The following is a 20090-nucleotide window of genomic DNA, read 5'->3' as shown; positions in this document are numbered from 1 at the left end:
TAATTCTCCCCTTCCCTTTTCTTAGTAAGCCATCACGGGTGTTTTTACACGGAATGACTGAAATGCACCCTTTGGCTTCGATGGATAAACTTCTTTACCTGCCAATTGATTGATGATAATCGAGTTTCTGAATGCCCCCAAGCCTAGATCCGGAGCACCCACACCATGTGTATGTATCTCGCCATTTTGGATAAAAAGGTGATTCGGTGTAGAGATGGCCGTTCCTACCTTATAGTCTTTCGTTATTGCAAGACGCCCCAAGTCATCGCGGACTAAATGGTCCTCCATGGTTTCAAGGAATGCCGGAAGGGTTGATTTATAGCCCGTCCCAAAAACAATTGCCTCTGTGTCAACATCAAATTCGCTATCTTCTACCCACTGTCGGCATTTCAATTCCCAGCCATTTTCAGCGGGGGTAACTGCCGCAACTTCCGTCATGGCCCGAAGTTCAATGGATAGTTCGGCATTTCCAATCGATTTTTCATACATCTTGTCAAAAATCGCTGCAATTGTCGTAGCACTGATCCCTTTATACAATAAATCCTGTTTCGGCAGGATTTCATCCTTCTTTTCCTGCGGCAGCCGATAAAAGAAATCAAGGTAATCTGGAGTGAAGTATTCCAACCCGAGTTTTGAATATTCCATAGGGAAAAATCCCTTGGATCTTGTATACCAATTTAGCTGGTAGCCATATTCCTCCTGCTCATTAAGCAAATCCAGAAAGACCTCGGCTGCACTCTGTCCAGATCCGACAACCGTTACGGATTTTTTCTTTAAGACGTTTTCTTTATTCCGTAAATAATCGGCCGAATGCAGGATGCTCTCTCCCATATATGGCTGAAAGGCCGATGGAACAGTCGGGGAGCTGCCAATTCCCATGACTACATGACGGCTATAATAGACTTCGATCTTTTGTGTTTGTACATCCCTTACACTGATTTGATAGCAGGGTTCACCTTGATCCCCTATATATTCAACCGCCTCCACCGCTTTTCCAAAACGGCAGCTATCAAGTTGATTGGCAGCCCAGCGGCAATAGTCGTTATATTCTTTTCGTGGAATCAAGAATTTTTCAAGGAAGTAGAAATGATAAAGCCGATCATGCTGCTGTAAATAATTCAGGTAACTATATGGGCTTGTCACATCTGCCATGCTAACTAGATCGGCAAAGAATGGCACTTGCAGAGTCGTCCCTTCCAACAGCATCCCTTCATGCCAATTAAATTCCCGCTTTTTCTCAAAAAAGACGGCATTCAACTCCGGGGTTTTCTCCAAAAGGGCCGCAAGTCCCAGATTAAAGGGACCAATCCCTATCCCTACCAGGTCATAGATAGATTGTTGCTTCTCCATAGTTCCACTTCCTCTCGAAATTCCCCCGTGTGCATGACATAAGCAATGCTGTTTTGTCAGGGAGTTCAATCTCTTTAATTGGGGTAAACCCGCATTTTTCAAATAAATGGATCATCTTTGCATTCCTGATATCCGGTTCAGCCATCACTTTGTTAGTGGTTGAAGTCAGTAGTTGGAATTTCACCATTGCACGTAAAAACGGCAAAGCCAGTCCTTTTCCTAGATAATCCGGATCACCAATGAGTAAATGAATGCCTTGATCTCCCTCTTCGGATTCATAATAACCTTCGATGATATCGCCTTTTACCCAATACGATTCCCAATAGCTCATGGGAATGGAGTCCAGACAGCCTAAATAAAGTGTTTGGTGTGTATCAGCCAATGCCTTTTTTAAATGAACAGCGAATTTTTCTTTTGTGAAATTCAAATTCCAGTAGGGTATCACATGATCTTCATGCATCCATTTATGCAGTGTATTCAAATCCCTCTCAAATTCAACTTTGACAAATGAAAGCTGTTTATTGCAGTCCTTGAGCATTTCTTCATAACTATTTTTCATGGACGGCCATAACCCCCTGCGCGAACGGATTATCAATCGTTGTATAAACGGATTGTGTCTCAAGTGAACCAACAAGCTCATCCATATCATGGAATCGTGTCAGTAAATTAGCCTTACAAGTTAATTCCCGGTCATGAAGCAACTTTGAAACAACTCGATTCAGCCCTTCATCTTCGCTATCCCTGCTGCATGTTTCCAGTTGTTCCTGAACGAGCTGTAACAGTTTGTTCTCTGATACTAATCCTTCCGTTCCAAAATTATTGATTAAGCCTAATAAGTGATTAAAAAAGAAATAGTATTGCAGTCTTTCTTCTGCGACTTCATCAGAACAAATCGTGAAGCTTTTTTCACTTAGTTCAGGCAGGATCTTCAGCAGCCTGTCCACTTTGGACTCACAATAGTAATACCCTTGATTATCACGATAATAAAAAGCGGCTGGATACCCATCTTGAAGTTGAATGATGGAATTTTGTTGATGGGCTTCCAAAACGATTCCATACTCTTCGAATAGCCAAAGCATCGGTTTCAATGTCATTGACAGATAGGTTTTGAACCAGTCCTTACTAACTTCTTCGGTACTGCGGTCTTCATCAGCTGATAATTTGCGGATGATCGCTCCAAGTCTTGATGGTGCCCCATATGCATTATCCTGACATAAGCCGGCAATCAGGCTTGCTTGTTTATCGTTTTCAAAAAAAGGATTTTCCCGGATATCAACATCGAATCCCGATTCTTGCTCGGTCGTTTTAATCGTTAAGTAAGCAGGGTCCTTGATGATACGGAAGGAGGGATGCCGTTCTTTTAGATCGTCGCCCACTTTAGAATCTATTAATTTTGCAATTTCGACACCACGATCTAGTTCCTTTTGCAGATTTGCACGTAAGGAATTCGTGATTTTAACCGGAACTGAAAATTTGTACATATATCTCGATGTGGCACTATATACCGTTCTAAATGAAGAGGTGGCAGTGAATTTTTTCCCAAGCGGTCCTGCATAAACTAGTGTTCCTTGCTCGATTAGCCTCTTGACCTCTTCTTTTTCGATAAGCACTTTTGCCTGGAGCGGGTGTGCCGGGATGATGATATACCGGCTTTCCTTTTGGCAATACGTCCGTCGGAATTCACTGGATATCTCCAAGTCACCGGCTAATTCCTGTTTAATGATCTCACTTGCCGATCGGACTTCACTGGAATCCTGGATGACAATCGAAGGTTCTGCCAGGAAGTAGTGCAGCTGAAACTGACCTTTTAATTCGGGGGAATAGATCCATTCTTCTTTTTCTGAAATGCCTTGCTTGCTTTTCGGTGTCGGGTGGAACAGGTGCCCGAATAAAAGTGACTGCTCTGCTTCGATGTAGGTGAAATCGGGACTTTGAAGGGCATCGACGTCTTCCGTCCTGGCTTCAACATACCGTTGAATATTTTGGCTGCTTAGGATGACACGCAGCATCAATTCATCTTCACTATCCGTCCGGCCCTGCTCATTCAATAATTCTTTAGAAACAATCGAGACCATTGTCACGTAATCTAATTCATGTACTTGTTTGGATCCCGTTTGATAGTAAACCGGGAAGTGGAAAATATGACGCCCCGTTTCCGACCAGTATTTAAGCGGAACAAGCAATGCAATATCTTGGGATATGAGCTTACTGACCATCAATGAATCCGGAATGGACCCTCCCAAATTCGGCCAGTTCTTCGTTTCATCTAAACTGCAATTTCCGGTTTCCCGGAAATAGCAATTCAGAAAGCTTTGCATCGTCGCCCTTTCAGCTATTTGCTTACCATTCATCTTCATTCCTCCATCATCTTGAACATTTCACCTAATACTCGAATTTCGTCTAAAATGTCCTCTATGTGTTCAAGCCTTGTCATTGGATTCAATAGTGTCATTTTTAAATATACCTGTCCTTCAAAACGTGTTTTTGCTAAAAATGCCCGTCCGCTTTTCAGTAATTCTTGCTGAATCTGTTTATTTAATAGATTTACTAACTGATCACTTTCTCCTTCGGGATTATAACGGAATACAACCGCATTCAATTCAGGATCTTTATTCAATACTGTGAATCCTTCCTCTTTATCGATCTTCACTGCCACCTCACGTGCAAGGTGACAAGTATAATCGATCATTTCGGCAAAGGTATCCAGTCCAACGACCTTCAAGGACATCCAAAGCTTCAGTGCATCGAACCTTCTCGTCGTTTGAACCGATTTATTGACTAAGTGAACCATGCCCTCCGCTTCATCTTCCTGTGGATTCAAGTAATCTGCGTGATGCTGGATATATTGAAATGAGTTGCTGTCAGAGACAAGAAAAGCACCACAACTGATGGGTTGATAGAATAATTTGTGAAAATCAACCGTAATCGAGTCGGCCCGTTCAATTCCGCTGATTAAGTCTTTGTAATCCTTACTTAGAATCATCGCGCCTCCATATGCGGCGTCCACATGCAGCCATATCCCATTCTTCCTTGCAGCTTCGGACAATTCGTGTAATGGATCGATTGAACCAAAATCCGTTGTCCCACAAGTTGCAACGATGGCAAATGGCAGTAAACCCTGTTTCTCCAAAAGCAGCAATTGATGATTTAATTCGTCCATGGACAAACGGTGATTTACATCCGTTTTAATCGTGATTACAGCCTGTTCACCAAGCCCCAACTGTGCCGCCGACTTCCGAACCGTAAAGTGGGCAGCCTCAGAGCATAAAATCCGCAATTTATTCGCCTCGGCCGGCAAGCCCTGCTTTTGAACGTCAACACCCCAGAAACGCTTACAATAAGCGTCCCTTGCCAGTAGCAGGCCCATATAATTAGATTGGGTTCCACCGCTTGTGAAAATCCCATCCGCTTGTTCCGGTAACCCTACCTGGCTGCACAGCCAATCTATTAAACGTTCTTCAACGAAGGTTGCCGACGAGCTTTGGTCCCATGAATCCATGGATTGATTCAACGTACCAATAACCATTTCGGCAGCAACGGCAGGTATTAATGTCGGGCAATGCAAATGTCCGATACAAGCAGGGCTTTGTACATTGATGCTGTCATTAATTACAAACTCTGCCAGCTCATCCGCCACTGCTTCCATTGACTCCCCTTTTAGGGAAGCGGGGAGCAGCCCGCTTAACCTTGCTTCGATTTCATACGGTTTTTTCCCAGAGTATGGTGAATTATTCCCTTTTAAAAAGTTGGTCAGCTTTTTTTCAATGATTTTTAATGACTGGCTGTAGTTATTGAAACCTTCTTCGTTATTCAAGAACATCTGAGAATAAGCAAAGTCCGTTTTATTTATCATTTCGATCATTGATCATTCACCCTCTTGCAACAGCTGCACGAACAGCTTGTTCAAAAATTGCAGTGGCCTCGCGAAGCTGGGATTCCGTTACGATCAATGGAGGCAAGAACCTCACTACACTTCCATGTCTGCCGCCAACTTCCAGAATCAGCCCTCTTTGAAAACATTCCTGTTGAATGGCACTGGCAAGTTGCGAATCAGCGGGATGGCTTCCATTAGCATTTTGCGGTTCTTCATGATCGATCATTTCTACACCGACCATTAATCCACGGCCCCTGACATCGCCGATCTGCTTAATATCTTTTTGCAAATCTTTAAGAATATCCTTTAAGATTTCCCCCATTTTAGCGGCATGCTCCACAAGATTCGTCTCTTTCATGTATTTTAAAGTAGCTGTTCCTGCTGCCATTGCCATTTGATTTCCGCGGAACGTACCGATATGTGCACCTGGTGACCATAGGTCCAGCTCTTTGTTATAAATCACCACCGATAATGGAAGACTTCCGCCTATTGCTTTGGATAGTACAAGAACATCCGGAACGATACCTGCATGTTCAAAGGCAAACATCTTCCCTGTACGGCCGATACCTGATTGAACTTCGTCGATAATTAGCGGAATGCCCTTCTCTTTCGTTATTCTTCTGATTTCCTTAAGCCATGGAATTGGAGCTGGAATGGAACCTCCCTCGCCTTGCACTGCCTCCAAAATCATCCCTGCGGGTGCCAATAATCCTGATTCGGGATCATTCAATAGATTTTCGATATACTGGCTGCTGATTTTATGGCTTTCTTCTCCGCCTATTCCGAAGGGACAGCGATATTGATAGGGATACGGCAGGAATTGCACATCTGGCATTAACCCTTGTATTTTTTCCTTTGGTTTTGTATTGCCGCTGATTGACATGGTTGCATGCGTTGCCCCGTGATAAGCTCCTTGGAAAGATAAAATGCTCCTGTTGCCTGTCGCTGTTTTGACCAGTTTAAGTGCTGCCTCGATGGCATCTCCGCCAGTAGGACCGCAGAATTGGATTTTTGCATTTTTCCTGAATTCCTCTGGCAGGCATTCAAAAATTTCATCGACGAACTGCTCTTTGATCGGTGTCGTAAAGTCCAATGTATGTAAAGGACGTTTATCCTTAAGAACTTTTTCCATTGCTTCAAGCACTGCCGGATGATTGTGTCCGAGCGCTAATGTTCCAGCCCCGGCAAGAAAATCAATATATCGTTTTCCATCCATGTCTGTCAGGTAAATTCCCTCTGCTTGATCGATCGCCATGGGTAATCTTCTAGGATAAGATCGGGCATTTGATTCCCTTGTATTTTGTTGTTCCAGTAGTTGGTCATTTTTTGTAAGCATGTTCGTTATCATAGTTAACCTCCATGTATTGAATTGATTGAGAATAATTATCATTATCGTGTAACCTATTCTAATGATAATGATAATTATTCTCAATGAGTAAATTAACTCATTTTTCTTCTATTAAATTCCAATAAAATTAAGAAAAGGTTAAAACTGGGGCCTGATCTCTATTTATCTATTGAATATAAAAATGTTCTTAAAATTTTATTAAGATTCTGTTAATAAGGTGAATGCATCCAAAAATCAAGGAAAAGGAGGAACAACAATGAATGGTTTAAAGGGAAGGCGGGAACTCAAACATGCAATCACCAAAGCGGATTGTCATTTATTAAGAAAAAACCTGAAAAACTTCATGAGGCTTGATCCCCATGGGCTGGATGGGAAATATTTAATTCGAAGTGTCTATTTCGATAACTTTGACAATAAAATCCTGCGGCAAAAAACAGCGGGATTTTATCACAGGGATAAGTGCAGGCTTTCTGCTAGAGAATACGAACGGATTCGTTCAGGGGATATAGATTGGATGTCCGGTGATTCAAGGAATATCCTTAGGGACTTATATGTGCAAATGACCCTTTTCCAAATCAAGCCGACAAACGTCGTTGACTTGAAAGGGAGGTATTCATCTATGAGTACGGAAATGTGCGGGTCACCTTTGACAGTAATGTGAAAACGAGCTATCGGGATACGGACTTCCTGAATCCCGAATTAATCGTGGTTGATGCTTCAGACCCAGATTGTATAATCCTGGAAATAAAATTCGACGAATTTCTTCCGGATATCATCAAACAATTGTTATCCATCATCGATATTAGAAAAACAGCTTTTTCAAAATATCAACTAAGCAGAAGATACGGCTGATTGCAGCAAACATATAATATTTGGAGGAATAGCAAATGGATACGACAACAACTAGCACCACTTTTAATGGTTATCATCGGTGCCATTTTAATAGGTATTGTAATGCTCATATTTGCCAACCGGATCACTGTTGAAAATCCATTTTTATTAATCGTTAAATATTCAGATGCATCAAAAAACGATAATAGACTTACGAAAAACTGAGGTATCCCTAAAATCCGGGATGCTTTTTTTGAATTGGCGTATAGCCTTTTCCGGGTTATTCCTCCACATTTGATTAATTTTTAGCTGCCAATCAATATAAAATACCCTTATCTGGTATAAAATAGTAAAATAGAGAGGTAAATGAACCTCAATCAAGAGGGTTGTTAACTTGTTTATCATTTGATTTTAGTGGGTAAAGATTTCCATTATTACTTTATCCGATTGCATTAGTTTCACTTTTGTAAAAATCGGATCGGTGTCAGGGGGGAAACGGATGAAAAGAAATCATACGATGATGCAATTTTTTGAGTGGCATCTTGAGGCAGATGGTTCTCATTGGGAAAGATTGAAATATGCAGCCTCCAAGTTGAAGGATATAGGAATTGACTGTGTTTGGCTTCCGCCAGTTACCAAAGGGCAATCCGTTGGGGATAATGGATATGGAATATATGACGGTTACGATTTGGGGGAATTTGACCAAAAAGGAACTGTTCGTACCAAATACGGGACCAAAGATGAATTGCTGCAAGCAATAGCCACTTGCCATAACTACGGACTTTGCGTTTATATCGATTTAGTCATGAACCATAAAGCAGGAGCTGATGGAACCGAAAAATTTGAAGTGATTGAAGTCAATCCAGACAACCGGATGGAAGATATCTCAGAACCATTTGAAATGGAAGGCTGGACAAAATTCGATTTTCCGGGCCGTAAAAATAAATACTCTGACTTTAAGTGGAACCATACTCATTTTAATGGTACAGACTATGATGCCGAACACGACAAAATGGGTGTATTTCGAATCACAGGCGAAAATAAGCACTGGAATCCGCATGTCATCGATGAATTCGGAAACTATGATTATTTAATGTTTGCCAACATCGATTACAGCCTGCCGGAAGTTCGTCAGGAAATGATTAGCTGGGGAAAATGGATGGTTGATACGTTAAAGTGTGATGGTTTTCGTTTGGACGCCGTTAAACATATCGATTATGAATTCATCAATGAATTTCTTCAAGAACTCATTCCTTATACAAAGGAACATTTCTTCATGGTCGGCGAATTTTGGAAGGCGGATGTTAAAGCTTGTCAAACTTACTTAGAGCAAACCAATCATGACCTCAACTTGTTCGATGTTTCCCTGCATTATAAATTTCATGAGGCCTCAAAAGCAGGAACAGACTTCGACCTCTCAACCATCTTTGATGATACCCTCGTCCAAACCAATCCGGCACAGGCCGTCACTTTTGTCGACAACCATGACTCCCAGCCTCATGAATCACTGGAGTCCTGGGTAAAGGACTGGTTCAAACCATCGGCATATGCACTTACCCTGCTTAGACTTTGCGGTTATCCGTGTGTCTTTTACGGGGACTATTATGGAATCGGCGGACCTTCTCCCGTGCCTGGGAAAAAGGATATCCTGGATCGCCTACTATATGCTAGGTATGAAAAAGCTTACGGAGAACAGACTGACTACTTTGATGATCCAAATACGATAGGCTGGGTCCGGCACGGAGTTGAAGAGCTAGAAGGCTCGGGGTGTGCCGTCATTATCTCCAATGGAGATCACAACAGTGAAAAAAGGATGTTCGTCGGTGAACATCGTGCAGGTGAAATCTGGATTGATTTAACTTGTCATAAAGATGACCACATTACCATTGAAGAAGATGGTTTCGCTACCTTCCCCGTTCATGGGAAAAGCGTATCCGTATGGGCCTTGAACAATCCACTCTAAAAAGGGGTAGCAATGAACGGCATGTCGCTTGCAGATATGCCGTTCTTTGCGATGACACCACCCTAGGAGATATTTAAAAAAGATAATTTTTCCATTGCGGTCAATCATGGTAAGATTAGGGAAAAAGGAGTTGAAGGAAAAATGAAAAATGAAATCATTGAAAGATTCACTTCTTATGTGAAAGTGGATACCCAATCGAATGAGGAAAATCCCTCATGTCCCTCTACACCCGGACAGCTGACCTTGGCAAATGCATTGGTCAAGGAACTTCAATCCATTGGGATGAAGGAAGTGACTATTGATCCGAACGGCTATGTCATGGCAACCTTGCCAGCCAATTCAAGTAAGGATGTCCCGACAATCGGTTTCTTGGCCCATGTCGATACAGCAACGGATTTTACCGGAAAAGATGTAAAACCGCAAATCGTTGATAACTATGATGGAAAAGATCTTACTTTACATGAAAAATTGGATGTCATTCTTTCACCTGATGATTTTCCTTCGCTTAAGAACTATAAAGGGCATACCTTGATTACAACGGATGGGACAACCCTGTTAGGAGCAGATAATAAGGCAGGAATTGCCGAAATCATGACTGCCATGGATTATTTGATCCAGCATCCGGAAATCAAGCACGGAAAAATCCGTGTTGCTTTTACTCCCGATGAGGAAATCGGCAGGGGACCCCATAAGTTTGATGTAAATGCCTTTGATGCCCAATTTGCTTACACCGTGGACGGTGGCCCGCTTGGAGAGCTTGAATATGAGAGCTTCAATGCAGCATCGGCCAAAATCCTGATCAAAGGGACGAACATTCACCCTGGTACGGCTAAAGGAAAAATGGTGAATTCGGCAAAAATCGCCATGGAATTCCATAATAAGCTCCCAGTGGCAGAAGCACCGGAATATACGGAAGGTTACGAAGGATTTTATCATCTGCTTTCATTTCACGGTGATGTGGAAGAGACCAAGCTTTCTTACATCATCAGGGATTTCGACCGCCAAAAATTCAATGAACGCAAGGAATATATAATAAAAGTAATCGAAGATTTAAAAGAAAAATATGGGCAAAACCGTATCCAGCTCGAATTACACGACCAATACTTCAACATGAAGGAAAAAATTGAGCCCGTGAAGGAAATCGTGGATATTGCCCATGAAGCAATGGAGAAACTCGATATAAAACCGCAAATCTCACCAATACGCGGTGGTACGGACGGTTCTCAATTATCGTATATGGGCCTGCCGACACCCAACATCTTTACGGGCGGGGAGAACTTTCACGGCAAATATGAATTTATTTCCGTCGATAATATGATACTGGCCACTAAGGTGATCGTTGGCATTGCATCACTTTTTGAAGAAAAGGCAAAGTAGCTTGATACGAAATATCTATTGAAAAACCCCCTGACTTCAAGTCTGGGGGTTTTTCAATAGATATTAAACGCGTTTCCAGTGACGGTGCTTGGCAATTGCCTCGATAAAGGCAGAACCGCTATTTTTATCCGTAACAGCTACAATGCCTGAAGCTGGATCATCGGAAACGATGCCTGCCCTCGATAAGATCTCGGCTCCTTCTTTTCCCGCACTAATTGTTTTGAAATGATTGTAGGCTTCATCAACAAAGTAGATGGGTTCCTTGGATGCCTTTAGAGCATCGACACTCTCCTGGCCTCCTGCCACATATACAGCATCGAAAAGTACCGAATCGGCTGTCAGGAATGTCTGATTCACCTCGACCTGCTCTCCTTCAGAACTTGTAACCACTCCACGATTATGACTGATGAATTCAGCCGTTATACCTGCTGATTTAAATGACTCCAAGACTGAATTAACCTCTGAACCGTTGAAACCATCCGCAGCCAAGATTGCCACTTTTCTTGTTGCGGCAGTGTTCACTTTCATTTGCTCCTGGCTTAAAGCCGGAGAAGCCAAGTCCATTTCAACCTCACTATTGTTGGCTGGGGGATTCACGCCCACTCCAATGGCGATCGTTTTGGCCAGTTCAACATCCACATTGCTGAACATCTCGACAATTTGCTGCTGAACGTCCTTACTTTTCACTTTTCCCACTTCAAAGTGGAAAGCCTGAATAATATGTTCCTTCTCCACTTCCGTCATGCTATTCCAAAATAGTTTAGCCTGGCTGTAATGATTCTTGAAGCTTTCACTGCGCTGCCGGACCTTCCTGCCATCGACCTTTTCCTGGTAATGAGCATAGCCGCCTTCCCCTTCGGAAGCAGGTTCAGGAGAGTTGCCTGCAAGGGAATTTTTGTGGTAGCTGACCGGCCCTGGATTTATTGACATTCGGTGCATGCCGTCGCGCTGATTATTATGAATAGGGGCAAGCGTCCTATTAATCGGAAGCTCATGGAAGTTCGGTCCTAACAATCTGGATAGCTGGGTATCGGTGTATGAGAATAAACGTCCCTGGAGCAGCGGATCATTTGAAAAATCAATTCCCGGTACAACATGCCCCGGATGGAAAGCTATCTGTTCCGTCTCTGCAAAAAAGTTATCAGTATTTTGGTTCAAAACCATTTTTCCGATTATTTTAACCGGAATTTGTTCTTCCGGCCATAGTTTAGTAGGATCAAGGATATCAAACTCGAATTTAAATTCATCTTCTTCCTTAATCATTTGGACGCCAAATTCAAATTCAGGATAGTTTCCGGTATCTATCGCTTCCCATAAATCTTGGCGGTGAAAATCAGGATTCTTCCCTGCAATTTTCTGTGCCTCATCCCAAACCAGGGATTTAACTCCCAGTACAGGCTTCCAATGGAATTTAACGAAATGGGCCACGCCTTGTTCATTTACAAAACGGAAAGTGTGGACACCAAACCCTTCCATCATCCGGAAACTTCTCGGTATGGCCCTATCAGATAGATGCCACATGATCATATGTGCGGTTTCTTCATTGTTGGCGACGAAATCCCAAAAAGTATCATGCGCAGATGCGGCCTGAGGAATTTCGTTATGAGGCTCCGGTTTAACCGCATGGATTAAATCCGGGAACTTAATGGCATCCTGGATAAAAAACACCGGAATATTATTTCCGACCAAATCATAGTTTCCTTCCTCCGTATAAAACTTTGTAGAAAATCCCCTTACATCACGGACCGAGTCTGCCGATCCGCGGGAACCTGCCACCGTGGAGTAACGAACGAATACTGGTGTCTTGACTGAAGGGTCTTGCAGGAACTTGGCTTTTGTATATTCGGCCATCGATTCATATACCTGAAAATATCCATGAGCACCTGATCCACGCGCATGGACAATCCTCTCAGGAATACGCTCATGGTCAAAATGAGTCATTTTTTCCCGGAAATGAAAATCCTCCATCAAAGTTGGACCACGGGTTCCCACTTTCAAAGAATGCTCATCCTCAGAAACACGCAAACCTTGGTTAGTCGTCATCTTTTTCCCATTATCATCCACTCGATATTGATCCAACTGCCGCTGCTTACTTTGCTCATCAATTCTTTCGCCGCTTTCATTTGCTTTCGTCATCCCACTCATTCCCCTCCCTCTCTAAGAATTCAGATTAATTCATGTTGTTTATTGCCTACAGGATCGTTGACTTCCACTCCAGGCACTCACTTTTCCCGCAGGAGTCTCGCGCCTTACGTTCCAATCAACTTTGTTTTAAAATTAGATAGAATTCCTTTTTTCTACAAACAGATGTATTTATTGTTTCGAAATAATTGCGTTATCCTTCCTCATATACCACTCAGTTTTGGCGGTTAAACAGAATTTAGAGAAAGAATCTTAACCTCCTCATAAACAAAAAAACTACTATTTCAGTGAGGGCGGATTATTCCGGGGAGGTCGAATTTTTTCCAGATAGGTCGAATCATCTGTGTATGGGTCGAAAAATTCCCGTTCCAGTTTTGAAAAAATGAGGATGGGAAGAAAAACATATAAAAAAGAAGCGGGAAGACCGATTTTCGGTCTTCCCGCTTCTTTTCATTCAACACCTTTTAGTTCTTAAAGGCCTCTGAAACCTTCAAAAGTTTGCCTTTTACTTTCGTATTTTTCATCACTTTCAAGACAAGCGGTCCCTTTTCATTCAATATTTCCACATAAGATACATTGTCCTGGATCGTAATGATCCCGATGTCCTCTGCATTCACTCCATCAATCTTTGCGATGGTCCCGACAAAATCCACAGCCCTGAGCTTCTTTTTCTTGCCGCCATTAAAATACAGCTTCATGATTTGTTTATTCAATTGTTCACTTTTATCTTTTTTGATCTTTGGACGGGCTTCCAGTTTGGCTTCGAATTCCATTTTTTTATTGGAAACTTCCTCTTTTGAAGGAACAGCCATCTTAGGGATTTCAAAACCGATATATCCTTGAATCTCCGTAAGGAATTTGTCTTCGTACGGCGTCACAAAAGTAATGGCTTTTCCTTTTTTACCGGCACGGCCCGTTCTTCCAGTTCGATGTACGTAACTTTCCTTTTCCAATGGCAGGTCATAGTTAATTACATGGGTTATATTGTCGATGTCAATTCCACGGGCAGCAACATCTGTCGCAACCAAATAGCGGAATTCGCCTCTTCTGAATTCATTCATCACTGCAAGGCGATCTTCCTGAAGCATGCCGCCGTGAATCATGTCACACGGATATTCCAGTTCCAGCAGCTGTTCACATACTTGGTCCACCCTATCTTTTGTCCGGCAGAAAATGATGCAGCTATCGGGGTTTTCCGTGATGGTGACGTCTCTAAGCAGGGAAAACTTATCATCTTCTTTCACTTCAATAAGGGCATGGTCAATTTTCTCCGTCGTTAAACCCTTTGCTTTGATTTCAATATCCAAAGGATCCTTCATATATTGCTTGCATAGCTTTTTTATACTCTCCGGTAATGTAGCAGAGAACAGCATGGTTACTCTTTCTTTCGGAAGCTCCTTAATAATGGCTTCCACTTGTTCGATGAAGCCCATATTCAGCATTTCATCCGCTTCATCAATAACTAAATGAGTTAAGCGTTCCAAGGCGAATGTCCCTTTCTCGATATGATCAAGAACACGCCCCGGCGTTCCGACGACTACATGGCTTTTTTGTTTCAATTCCGCTTTTTGCAGTGCGAATGGATGTTTTCCATAAACTGCAGTAGCCTTTATCCTTTTAAACCTGCCTATATTCGTAATATCCTCTTTTACCTGCACGGCAAGCTCACGTGTCGGTGTTAAAATAAGCGCCTGAGGCTTATTCTCCTCCCACTCGACCATTTCGCAGATCGGTATGCCGAATGAAGCGGTCTTGCCGCTTCCCGTTTGCGATTTAACGACAAGATCCCTCTTTTTCAGCGCCACTGGAATAACCTCACGCTGCACTTCGGTTGGACGTTGATATCCCAAGCTTTCTAATGCCCTTACAATTTCATCGCTTAATGTATAATCAGTAAAACTCAATTCATTCATATAACAGCCTCTTTTTTGTTTAGTATGTTGTTTTATTGTTTCCATAATCGTAATTTCCTTATACAGAGTTCTATTATACGCGATATGCATCGATAAACCTTGTAATATCCAAATTCAATTGTCCTATTTCAATATAATGAAACGTCCGTCTTCATTGAAACAGTGTCTTCCCATGATTCGAGTTAATCAAAATGGACCCTGCTTCTTTCAATATGCTAAAATATGTATGAAATTGCGAAAAAAAAGGGTGTATATTCCAAACCGATGGCCAAAAGGAGGACTCATTTATGATAATCGTAACGAATAGAATCAGAGTCAAAAAAGGGATGGGTGCAGTCATGGCCCCAGGATTTACTGCACCTGGTCCACTTGATACTATGGAAGGCTTCGTGAAAGTTGAAGTATTATTAACGCAGAATTTGACGGATCACGATGGACTGAGCGTTAATATGTACTGGAAAAACCTCGATAACTTTACTGCTTGGAGAAATAGCGATGCATTCAAAGCTGCACATAAACGTCCTGAACCAGGTTCCGGTGAAGCAAAAAAAGAATCTCCAATTCTAGGCAGCGAGCTTACAACGTATGAAGTCGCCTCGGTAAAGGAAATAGCTAAATAATGAAATCATAAAAAAGAGGCCGCGAAATATACGTCCTCTTTTTGTTCTTTCTTAATGAATTTACTTAGCTTCAGCTTTCTTGATTTGTTTACTTCTAAGCTGACCGCAAGCCGCATCAATATCCGTTCCATGTTCTTGGCGAATTTTACAATTGATGCCTCTCTTTTTCAGCGTATCATAAAACGAGAGAACGGACTCTTTTTCACTTCTTTGGTATTGGCTATGCTCATCTACAGGATTATATGGGATCAGGTTGACATAGAGGCGATGTTTTTTGTCATCAAGGAGATCGGCAAGTTGCTCGGCTTCTTCTTGATGGTCATTGACATCTTTCAATAGGATATATTCGATCGTAATTCTTCTATTCGTTTTCTCTAAATAATAATCAAGAGACTTCATCAATTTTTCTATCGGAATACCTCGGTTTATTTTCATGATTCTTGTCCTGAGCTCATTATTCGGTGCATGCAATGAGATGGCCAGATTCACCTGTAATTTAGTATCGGTGAATTCATAAATTTTATTGGCAAGACCGCTTGTCGAAACAGTAATGCGCCTGCCCGCGATGGCAAGACCCTTATGGTCCATGAGCACCTTCAAAAAGTCTAACATATTTTCAAAGTTATCGAACGGTTCGCCAATGCCCATTACAACAACATGACTTACAACATCACCTTGTTCCAATTTATCCAGATGCAGTTGAACGTTCATGATTTGTTCCACTATTTCCCCGCTGGATAAATCACGGCTTTTGGCCAATAAACCACTGGCACAGAAACTGCAGCCAATATTGCAGCCCACTTGGGTGGTGACACAAACCGAAATTCCGTATTTATGTCTCATCATAACCGTTTCGATAAGGTTGCCATCCTGTAATTTAAACAGAAACTTTATCGTACCATCCGCTGCTTCTTGCTTGACATGCTCAGTCAAAGTCTGGATGACAAAGTGCTCTTCAAGTAATTTTATGCACTCTTTATTAACATCCGTCATTTCAGAGAAACTCGTCACGCGTGTTCTATAAAGCCACTCCCAAACTTGGGAAGCTCTGAATTTTTTATGGCCATGGCCCGAAAGCCACGCTGTCAATTGTTCGAATGTTAAACCATAAATGGACTCTTTATTCATTCGTTACCCTCTTTTCATTACATTAAGATTTAATACTTTAACCCATTACCTTACGGGAATTCCACCGGAATCAGTTCTATCATTTATGATATGGTTCATTTCTATTTATTCGAAAAGCCCGATATATTTGCTCGACTAGAACCAATTTCATTAATTGATGCGGAAAGGTCATTTTCGAGAAGGAAAGGGCATAATCGCTTCTTGATAACACCTCGGTGCCTAGCCCAAGCGACCCGCCAATAATAAAGGCAATTTTACTCTTTCCATAGGTGGCCAGCTGATCCATATGAGTGGCCAGCTGTTCTGAAGTAAGCTGTTTTCCATTGATTTCAAGCGTTATTACGTAGGTGTCCGGGCTGACTTTGGCCAGGATTCGTTCACCCTCCTTTTGCTTTACAATGTCCATGTCCGCTGTACTCAGGTTCTCCGGAGCCTTTTCATCCGGTACTTCGACAAGTTCTATATTAGCATAGGCGCTTAACCTTTTTGTATATTCAGCAATTCCTTGCTTTAAGTATTTTTCCTTTAGCTTGCCAACAGTAATAATCGTTATTTTCATATACATCCTCTAGCTTTCATTATGTTTTTACTATCAATTGTTGGATTTGCCTACCTATTATCATACCTTACAGTGACCTATAAGCAAAACAAGCATATCCTTTCCAATTTTTAATGCTTTTAAAAAAAAAACCGCTGCCCCTGAAAGCGGCAACGGTAACTTTCATTATTGAAGAAATTCGGCTGGACTTAGATCCAATCCGAACAAATATCTTGATTATTCGTACAAACAAACGCTTGAATCTAAACCATTCCACCCGCCGCTTTACTCTTTGGAAAATGTTAAGAACAGGTTACAAACATGTTATCCACAAAAGTTATCCACATATCCACAAAATCTATCCACATCTTGTATGGGAATATTAGTTCCCTACTAGATATATTGCCACGTTTCGACAATATTCACAGGTTGTTGATAACTGATTTTCCTCGGGAACCAGCGTTAAAACAGGATAGGTTTCACATTCGTATACCACTTCATCCAGCGCCATGTCCACGTGTTCCTGACAGCAATATAATTTCATCTTTCATATCTCCTTTCCCATTCATTATTCCCAGTACTTCCATTCCCAATTATCCACAAGTTACTTGAGATTTTTAATATCAGTATATATCCACAGGTAATCGTAACAAAAAATAAGAAAAGCGCAAGGAAATAGAAAGGACAGGAGGCATTTTCCGCCCCCTGTCCTTTTTTGCTTTAAATTTCGCTGCTTGAAAGCGTGACTTCCGTCGTTTCTTTCTTTCCCTCACGGTAATAAATGATTTTAACTTTATCACCGACTTGTTTTTCATTGTAAAGGTATTTTCTTAATTCCACGACATCATGGATTTTTTCATTATCCATTCCAACTACGACGTCAAATTCCTTCAATCCTGCTTTGGATGCTGGAGAGTTGCTTTGAACGCCTGTTATTGCAACGCCAGAAGTGACTTTCCTTGGCAGCTTTAATGTATTTTGTTGATGATATTGGGAAATTTCTTCTACAGATGCCAGGTTCACACCTAAGAAAGCACGTTTCACTTCACCAAATTCCTCTATATCATTAATAATCGGGATAACTGAATCGATTGGAATGGAAAGACCGATTCCTTCCACTGCATTTTCTGCAATCTTCATCGAATTTATTCCGATGACCTGCCCTGACATATTAACGAGTGCCCCTCCGCTGTTACCCGGATTAATCGCCGCATCGGTCTGGATTACCTCCGCATTCCAGTCCACTTGTCCGTCCTCATTGATATCCACTTCTATCGTGCGCTCCAAACCGGAGATGATCCCCTGTGTGATCGACCCAGAGAATTGAAGGCCTAATGGATTACCAATGGCAATGACGGGCTCACCAGGTTTCAATTTGCCCGATTTTCCGAATTCAGCAATGGTTTTGATTTTTTCACCCTTAACGACAATGACGGCTAAATCTGTCCATGGGTCACTGCCTTGTAGTTCAGCTGGCAATTTAGTGCCATCACTTAATGTCACTTCAAGTTCATTAGCTCCTTCAATGACGTGATTATTCGTGACGATATAGGCCTTGCCGCCATCTTTCTTGTAGACGACTCCAGAACCAGTGCCGGCTTCTGCCGAACTGTCCTCGGCGTTGCTCCCTTGACCCCAGAAGTTCGTTTCCTGAATGTTAGTGATGCCGACCACTGCGTCGCTGGCTTTATCAACGGCATTGGTGACGGCACTTGTTACATCAAGAGTAAGGTTTTGCTGGGACTGCTCCGTGGTCTCTCTCTCCGTTGATTTTTCCGTTGTCATTTCGTTTTCATCGTCATTTAACAGTCCACTTCCCGGAAAGGCTAATAAAATAAGTAAAGCCCCGATGATGGCGCCCCCCAAGCCTGCTAGAAAATAGCTCGTATGGCTTTTTTTCCGTTTATTTTGGTTTTCATCATTCTGATCATAATAACCCAAGACCGCCCCATCCTCTCATTTTAGGAATGTATTATAGCAATTCTATTGTTTGGTATCCTCCCTCAATTATACTCAATTACCGAAATTTTTCTAAAAAAATGCATGCTTAATTTAAGGGGCAACATAAAATTGACTAGTATCAGCCATTTTCCTTTTACCTATACAGTTCTAACCAAACAATACCCCTTTTAATCCGATTCGTAACTTACGAATCGAAATTTTTAAAAATAAAAAGGAATGAACAAGGTATCCCTCATCCATTCCTTTCATTTATAATGTAACAAGTTCAGTTGGTCTTTTCGGGTCAGTATCATATAAGGAAAATTGTTCACCAACAATGATCCCCTTTGTCTTTAACGTCTGTTCCACCGACATTCTAGCTAGGTCCTTCATATTGTTATCGAGGCTTAAATGGGCCAAGTAAATCCGCTTGGTCTTATCACCGGCCACTTCACTCATTGCAAGGGCAGCGTCTTCATTACAAACATGTCCGACATCACTTAAAATCCGGCGCTTGATGCTCCATGGATATTTTCCCATCCTCAGCATGGACACATCATGGTTACTTTCGAATACATAAGCATCGGCATTCGAGATGATTCCTTTCATCCGATCACTTACGTACCCTGTATCGGTAATGACCACAAGTTTCTTATCTTCATGATGAAAGACGTAAAACATCGGCTCTGCCGCATCATGTGAAACGCCAAAAGATTCTATATCAAGACTGCCGAACGTTTTGATCTGTTCCATTTCAAATGTGAATTTTTGCTCGGTTGCAATTTCACCGATCGATCGCTCCATGGCATCCCATGTTTTTGCATTCGCATATATCGGGAGTTTATGTTTTCTGGCAACCACGCCAAGACCTTTAATATGGTCGCTGTGTTCATGGGTAACAAGGATACCGGACAGCTTCGACATATCACGGCCTATATCCTGAAACAATGCTTCCAGGGCTTTACCGCTTAAGCCGGCATCGACAAGGAATGATTGATCCTCCGTTTCCACGAAAAAGGCATTTCCTGTACTCCCGCTTGCGAGAACACTAAAATGCATTGTCAT

The 20090-nt window shown here is 41.9% G+C and carries 18 protein-coding genes; 6 read left to right on the top strand and 12 right to left on the bottom strand.

Going from position 1 to position 20090, the window contains the following annotated elements; all coding sequences use genetic code 11:
- Positions 1-21: 21 nt before the first annotated feature.
- Genes ACIQYG_RS03695 through ACIQYG_RS03675 form a run of 5 tightly spaced genes read right to left on the bottom strand, consistent with a single transcriptional unit; the run spans position 22 to position 6572 of the window.
- Entirely contained in the window at positions 22-1350 is a 1329-nt protein-coding gene (locus ACIQYG_RS03695; RefSeq protein ID WP_402835530.1) for a lysine N(6)-hydroxylase/L-ornithine N(5)-oxygenase family protein, read from the bottom strand.
- Positions 1325-1909: a GNAT family N-acetyltransferase gene (locus ACIQYG_RS03690; protein ID WP_402835529.1), complete on the bottom strand. Its 585-nt coding sequence runs from the start codon at positions 1907-1909 to the stop codon at positions 1325-1327. The genes ACIQYG_RS03695 and ACIQYG_RS03690 overlap by 26 nt, the downstream gene beginning before the upstream one ends.
- A complete protein-coding gene (locus ACIQYG_RS03685; protein WP_402835528.1) occupies positions 1899-3701 on the bottom strand; it encodes an IucA/IucC family protein in 1803 nt (600 codons plus the stop codon). Before ACIQYG_RS03685 ends, ACIQYG_RS03690 begins: the two co-directional genes overlap by 11 nt.
- 2 nt (positions 3702-3703) lie before the next feature.
- Positions 3704-5212: a pyridoxal phosphate-dependent decarboxylase family protein gene (locus ACIQYG_RS03680; RefSeq protein WP_402835527.1), complete on the bottom strand. Its 1509-nt coding sequence runs from the start codon at positions 5210-5212 to the stop codon at positions 3704-3706.
- Between the two features lie 7 nt (positions 5213-5219).
- Positions 5220-6572: an aspartate aminotransferase family protein gene (locus tag ACIQYG_RS03675; RefSeq protein ID WP_402835526.1), complete on the bottom strand. Its 1353-nt coding sequence runs from the start codon at positions 6570-6572 to the stop codon at positions 5220-5222.
- Positions 6573-6828: 256 nt separating this feature from the next.
- Here ACIQYG_RS03675 and ACIQYG_RS03670 point away from each other — a divergent pair, with 256 nt between their 5' ends.
- From ACIQYG_RS03670 to pepT, 5 genes are all read left to right on the top strand, one after another.
- Positions 6829-7233: a VTC domain-containing protein gene (locus ACIQYG_RS03670; RefSeq protein ID WP_402835525.1), complete on the top strand. Its 405-nt coding sequence runs from the start codon at positions 6829-6831 to the stop codon at positions 7231-7233.
- On the top strand, positions 7206-7424 hold the full coding sequence (locus tag ACIQYG_RS03665) for a VTC domain-containing protein (protein WP_402835524.1): 219 nt from the start codon (positions 7206-7208) through the stop codon (positions 7422-7424). Before ACIQYG_RS03670 ends, ACIQYG_RS03665 begins: the two co-directional genes overlap by 28 nt.
- Positions 7425-7628, top strand: coding sequence for a hypothetical protein (locus tag ACIQYG_RS03660; protein WP_402835523.1), 204 nt, complete (start codon positions 7425-7427; stop codon positions 7626-7628).
- Positions 7629-7902: 274 nt separating this feature from the next.
- The gene (locus ACIQYG_RS03655) at positions 7903-9366 is read left to right on the top strand and encodes an alpha-amylase (RefSeq protein WP_402835522.1); all 1464 of its coding nucleotides are present in this window, start codon (positions 7903-7905) and stop codon (positions 9364-9366) included.
- 141 nt (positions 9367-9507) lie between these two features.
- Complete coding sequence (gene pepT, locus ACIQYG_RS03650) at positions 9508-10743, top strand: peptidase T (RefSeq protein WP_402835521.1); 1236 nt, start codon at positions 9508-9510, stop codon at positions 10741-10743.
- A 63-nt stretch (positions 10744-10806) separates the two neighbouring features.
- Here pepT and ACIQYG_RS03645 read toward each other — a convergent pair whose 3' ends face one another.
- Complete coding sequence (locus ACIQYG_RS03645; protein ID WP_402835520.1) at positions 10807-12879, bottom strand: catalase; 2073 nt, start codon at positions 12877-12879, stop codon at positions 10807-10809.
- 470 nt (positions 12880-13349) lie between these two features.
- Positions 13350-14798: a DEAD/DEAH box helicase gene (locus tag ACIQYG_RS03640; RefSeq protein WP_402835519.1), complete on the bottom strand. Its 1449-nt coding sequence runs from the start codon at positions 14796-14798 to the stop codon at positions 13350-13352.
- 287 nt (positions 14799-15085) lie between these two features.
- On the opposite strand from ACIQYG_RS03640, the gene ACIQYG_RS03635 reads away from it, so the two are divergent.
- A complete protein-coding gene (locus tag ACIQYG_RS03635) occupies positions 15086-15418 on the top strand; it encodes a heme oxygenase (RefSeq protein WP_402835518.1) in 333 nt (110 codons plus the stop codon).
- Between the two features lie 60 nt (positions 15419-15478).
- On the opposite strand, the gene rlmN is transcribed toward ACIQYG_RS03635, so the two are convergent.
- The 5 genes from rlmN to ACIQYG_RS03610 all read right to left on the bottom strand — a co-directional run bounded on the left by rlmN (position 15479) and on the right by ACIQYG_RS03610 (position 20090).
- On the bottom strand, positions 15479-16546 hold the full coding sequence (rlmN, locus tag ACIQYG_RS03630; RefSeq protein ID WP_402835517.1) for a dual-specificity RNA methyltransferase RlmN: 1068 nt from the start codon (positions 16544-16546) through the stop codon (positions 15479-15481).
- A gap of 79 nt (positions 16547-16625) precedes the next feature.
- Positions 16626-17105, bottom strand: a complete 480-nt coding sequence (rlmH, locus tag ACIQYG_RS03625) for a 23S rRNA (pseudouridine(1915)-N(3))-methyltransferase RlmH (protein ID WP_034316119.1) — start codon at positions 17103-17105, stop codon at positions 16626-16628.
- A 361-nt stretch (positions 17106-17466) separates the two neighbouring features.
- Positions 17467-17628: a CxxH/CxxC protein gene (locus ACIQYG_RS03620; RefSeq protein ID WP_065310847.1), complete on the bottom strand. Its 162-nt coding sequence runs from the start codon at positions 17626-17628 to the stop codon at positions 17467-17469.
- A 176-nt stretch (positions 17629-17804) separates the two neighbouring features.
- Positions 17805-19025, bottom strand: coding sequence for a S1C family serine protease (locus tag ACIQYG_RS03615; protein ID WP_402835516.1), 1221 nt, complete (start codon positions 19023-19025; stop codon positions 17805-17807).
- 270 nt (positions 19026-19295) lie between these two features.
- A complete protein-coding gene (locus tag ACIQYG_RS03610) occupies positions 19296-20090 on the bottom strand; it encodes an MBL fold metallo-hydrolase (RefSeq protein ID WP_402835515.1) in 795 nt (264 codons plus the stop codon).

The organism is Peribacillus sp. NPDC096622 (assembly GCF_044762665.1).
In the GTDB taxonomy this organism is placed as follows: domain Bacteria; phylum Bacillota; class Bacilli; order Bacillales; family DSM-1321; genus Peribacillus; species Peribacillus frigoritolerans_B.
Note: the sequence above shows the minus strand (reverse complement) of the source record. Positions and strands in the feature narration are given on the sequence as shown.

Coding starts and splice junctions, on each gene's coding strand:
- pepT (WP_402835521.1), top strand. CDS start 9,508: ATGAAAAATGAAATCATTGAAAGATTCACTTCTTATGTGAAAGTGGAT.
- ACIQYG_RS03685 (WP_402835528.1), bottom strand. CDS start 3,701: ATGAATGGTAAGCAAATAGCTGAAAGGGCGACGATGCAAAGCTTTCTG.
- ACIQYG_RS03695 (WP_402835530.1), bottom strand. CDS start 1,350: ATGGAGAAGCAACAATCTATCTATGACCTGGTAGGGATAGGGATTGGT.
- ACIQYG_RS03645 (WP_402835520.1), bottom strand. CDS start 12,879: ATGACGAAAGCAAATGAAAGCGGCGAAAGAATTGATGAGCAAAGTAAG.
- ACIQYG_RS03680 (WP_402835527.1), bottom strand. CDS start 5,212: ATGATCGAAATGATAAATAAAACGGACTTTGCTTATTCTCAGATGTTC.
- rlmN (WP_402835517.1), bottom strand. CDS start 16,546: ATGAATAAAGAGTCCATTTATGGTTTAACATTCGAACAATTGACAGCG.
- ACIQYG_RS03620 (WP_065310847.1), bottom strand. CDS start 17,628: ATGAAATTATATTGCTGTCAGGAACACGTGGACATGGCGCTGGATGAA.
- ACIQYG_RS03675 (WP_402835526.1), bottom strand. CDS start 6,572: ATGATAACGAACATGCTTACAAAAAATGACCAACTACTGGAACAACAA.
- ACIQYG_RS03655 (WP_402835522.1), top strand. CDS start 7,903: ATGAAAAGAAATCATACGATGATGCAATTTTTTGAGTGGCATCTTGAG.
- ACIQYG_RS03690 (WP_402835529.1), bottom strand. CDS start 1,909: ATGAAAAATAGTTATGAAGAAATGCTCAAGGACTGCAATAAACAGCTT.
- ACIQYG_RS03610 (WP_402835515.1), bottom strand. CDS start 20,090: ATGACAATGCATTTTAGTGTTCTCGCAAGCGGGAGTACAGGAAATGCC.
- ACIQYG_RS03640 (WP_402835519.1), bottom strand. CDS start 14,798: ATGAATGAATTGAGTTTTACTGATTATACATTAAGCGATGAAATTGTA.
- ACIQYG_RS03670 (WP_402835525.1), top strand. CDS start 6,829: ATGAATGGTTTAAAGGGAAGGCGGGAACTCAAACATGCAATCACCAAA.
- rlmH (WP_034316119.1), bottom strand. CDS start 17,105: ATGAAAATAACGATTATTACTGTTGGCAAGCTAAAGGAAAAATACTTA.
- ACIQYG_RS03635 (WP_402835518.1), top strand. CDS start 15,086: ATGATAATCGTAACGAATAGAATCAGAGTCAAAAAAGGGATGGGTGCA.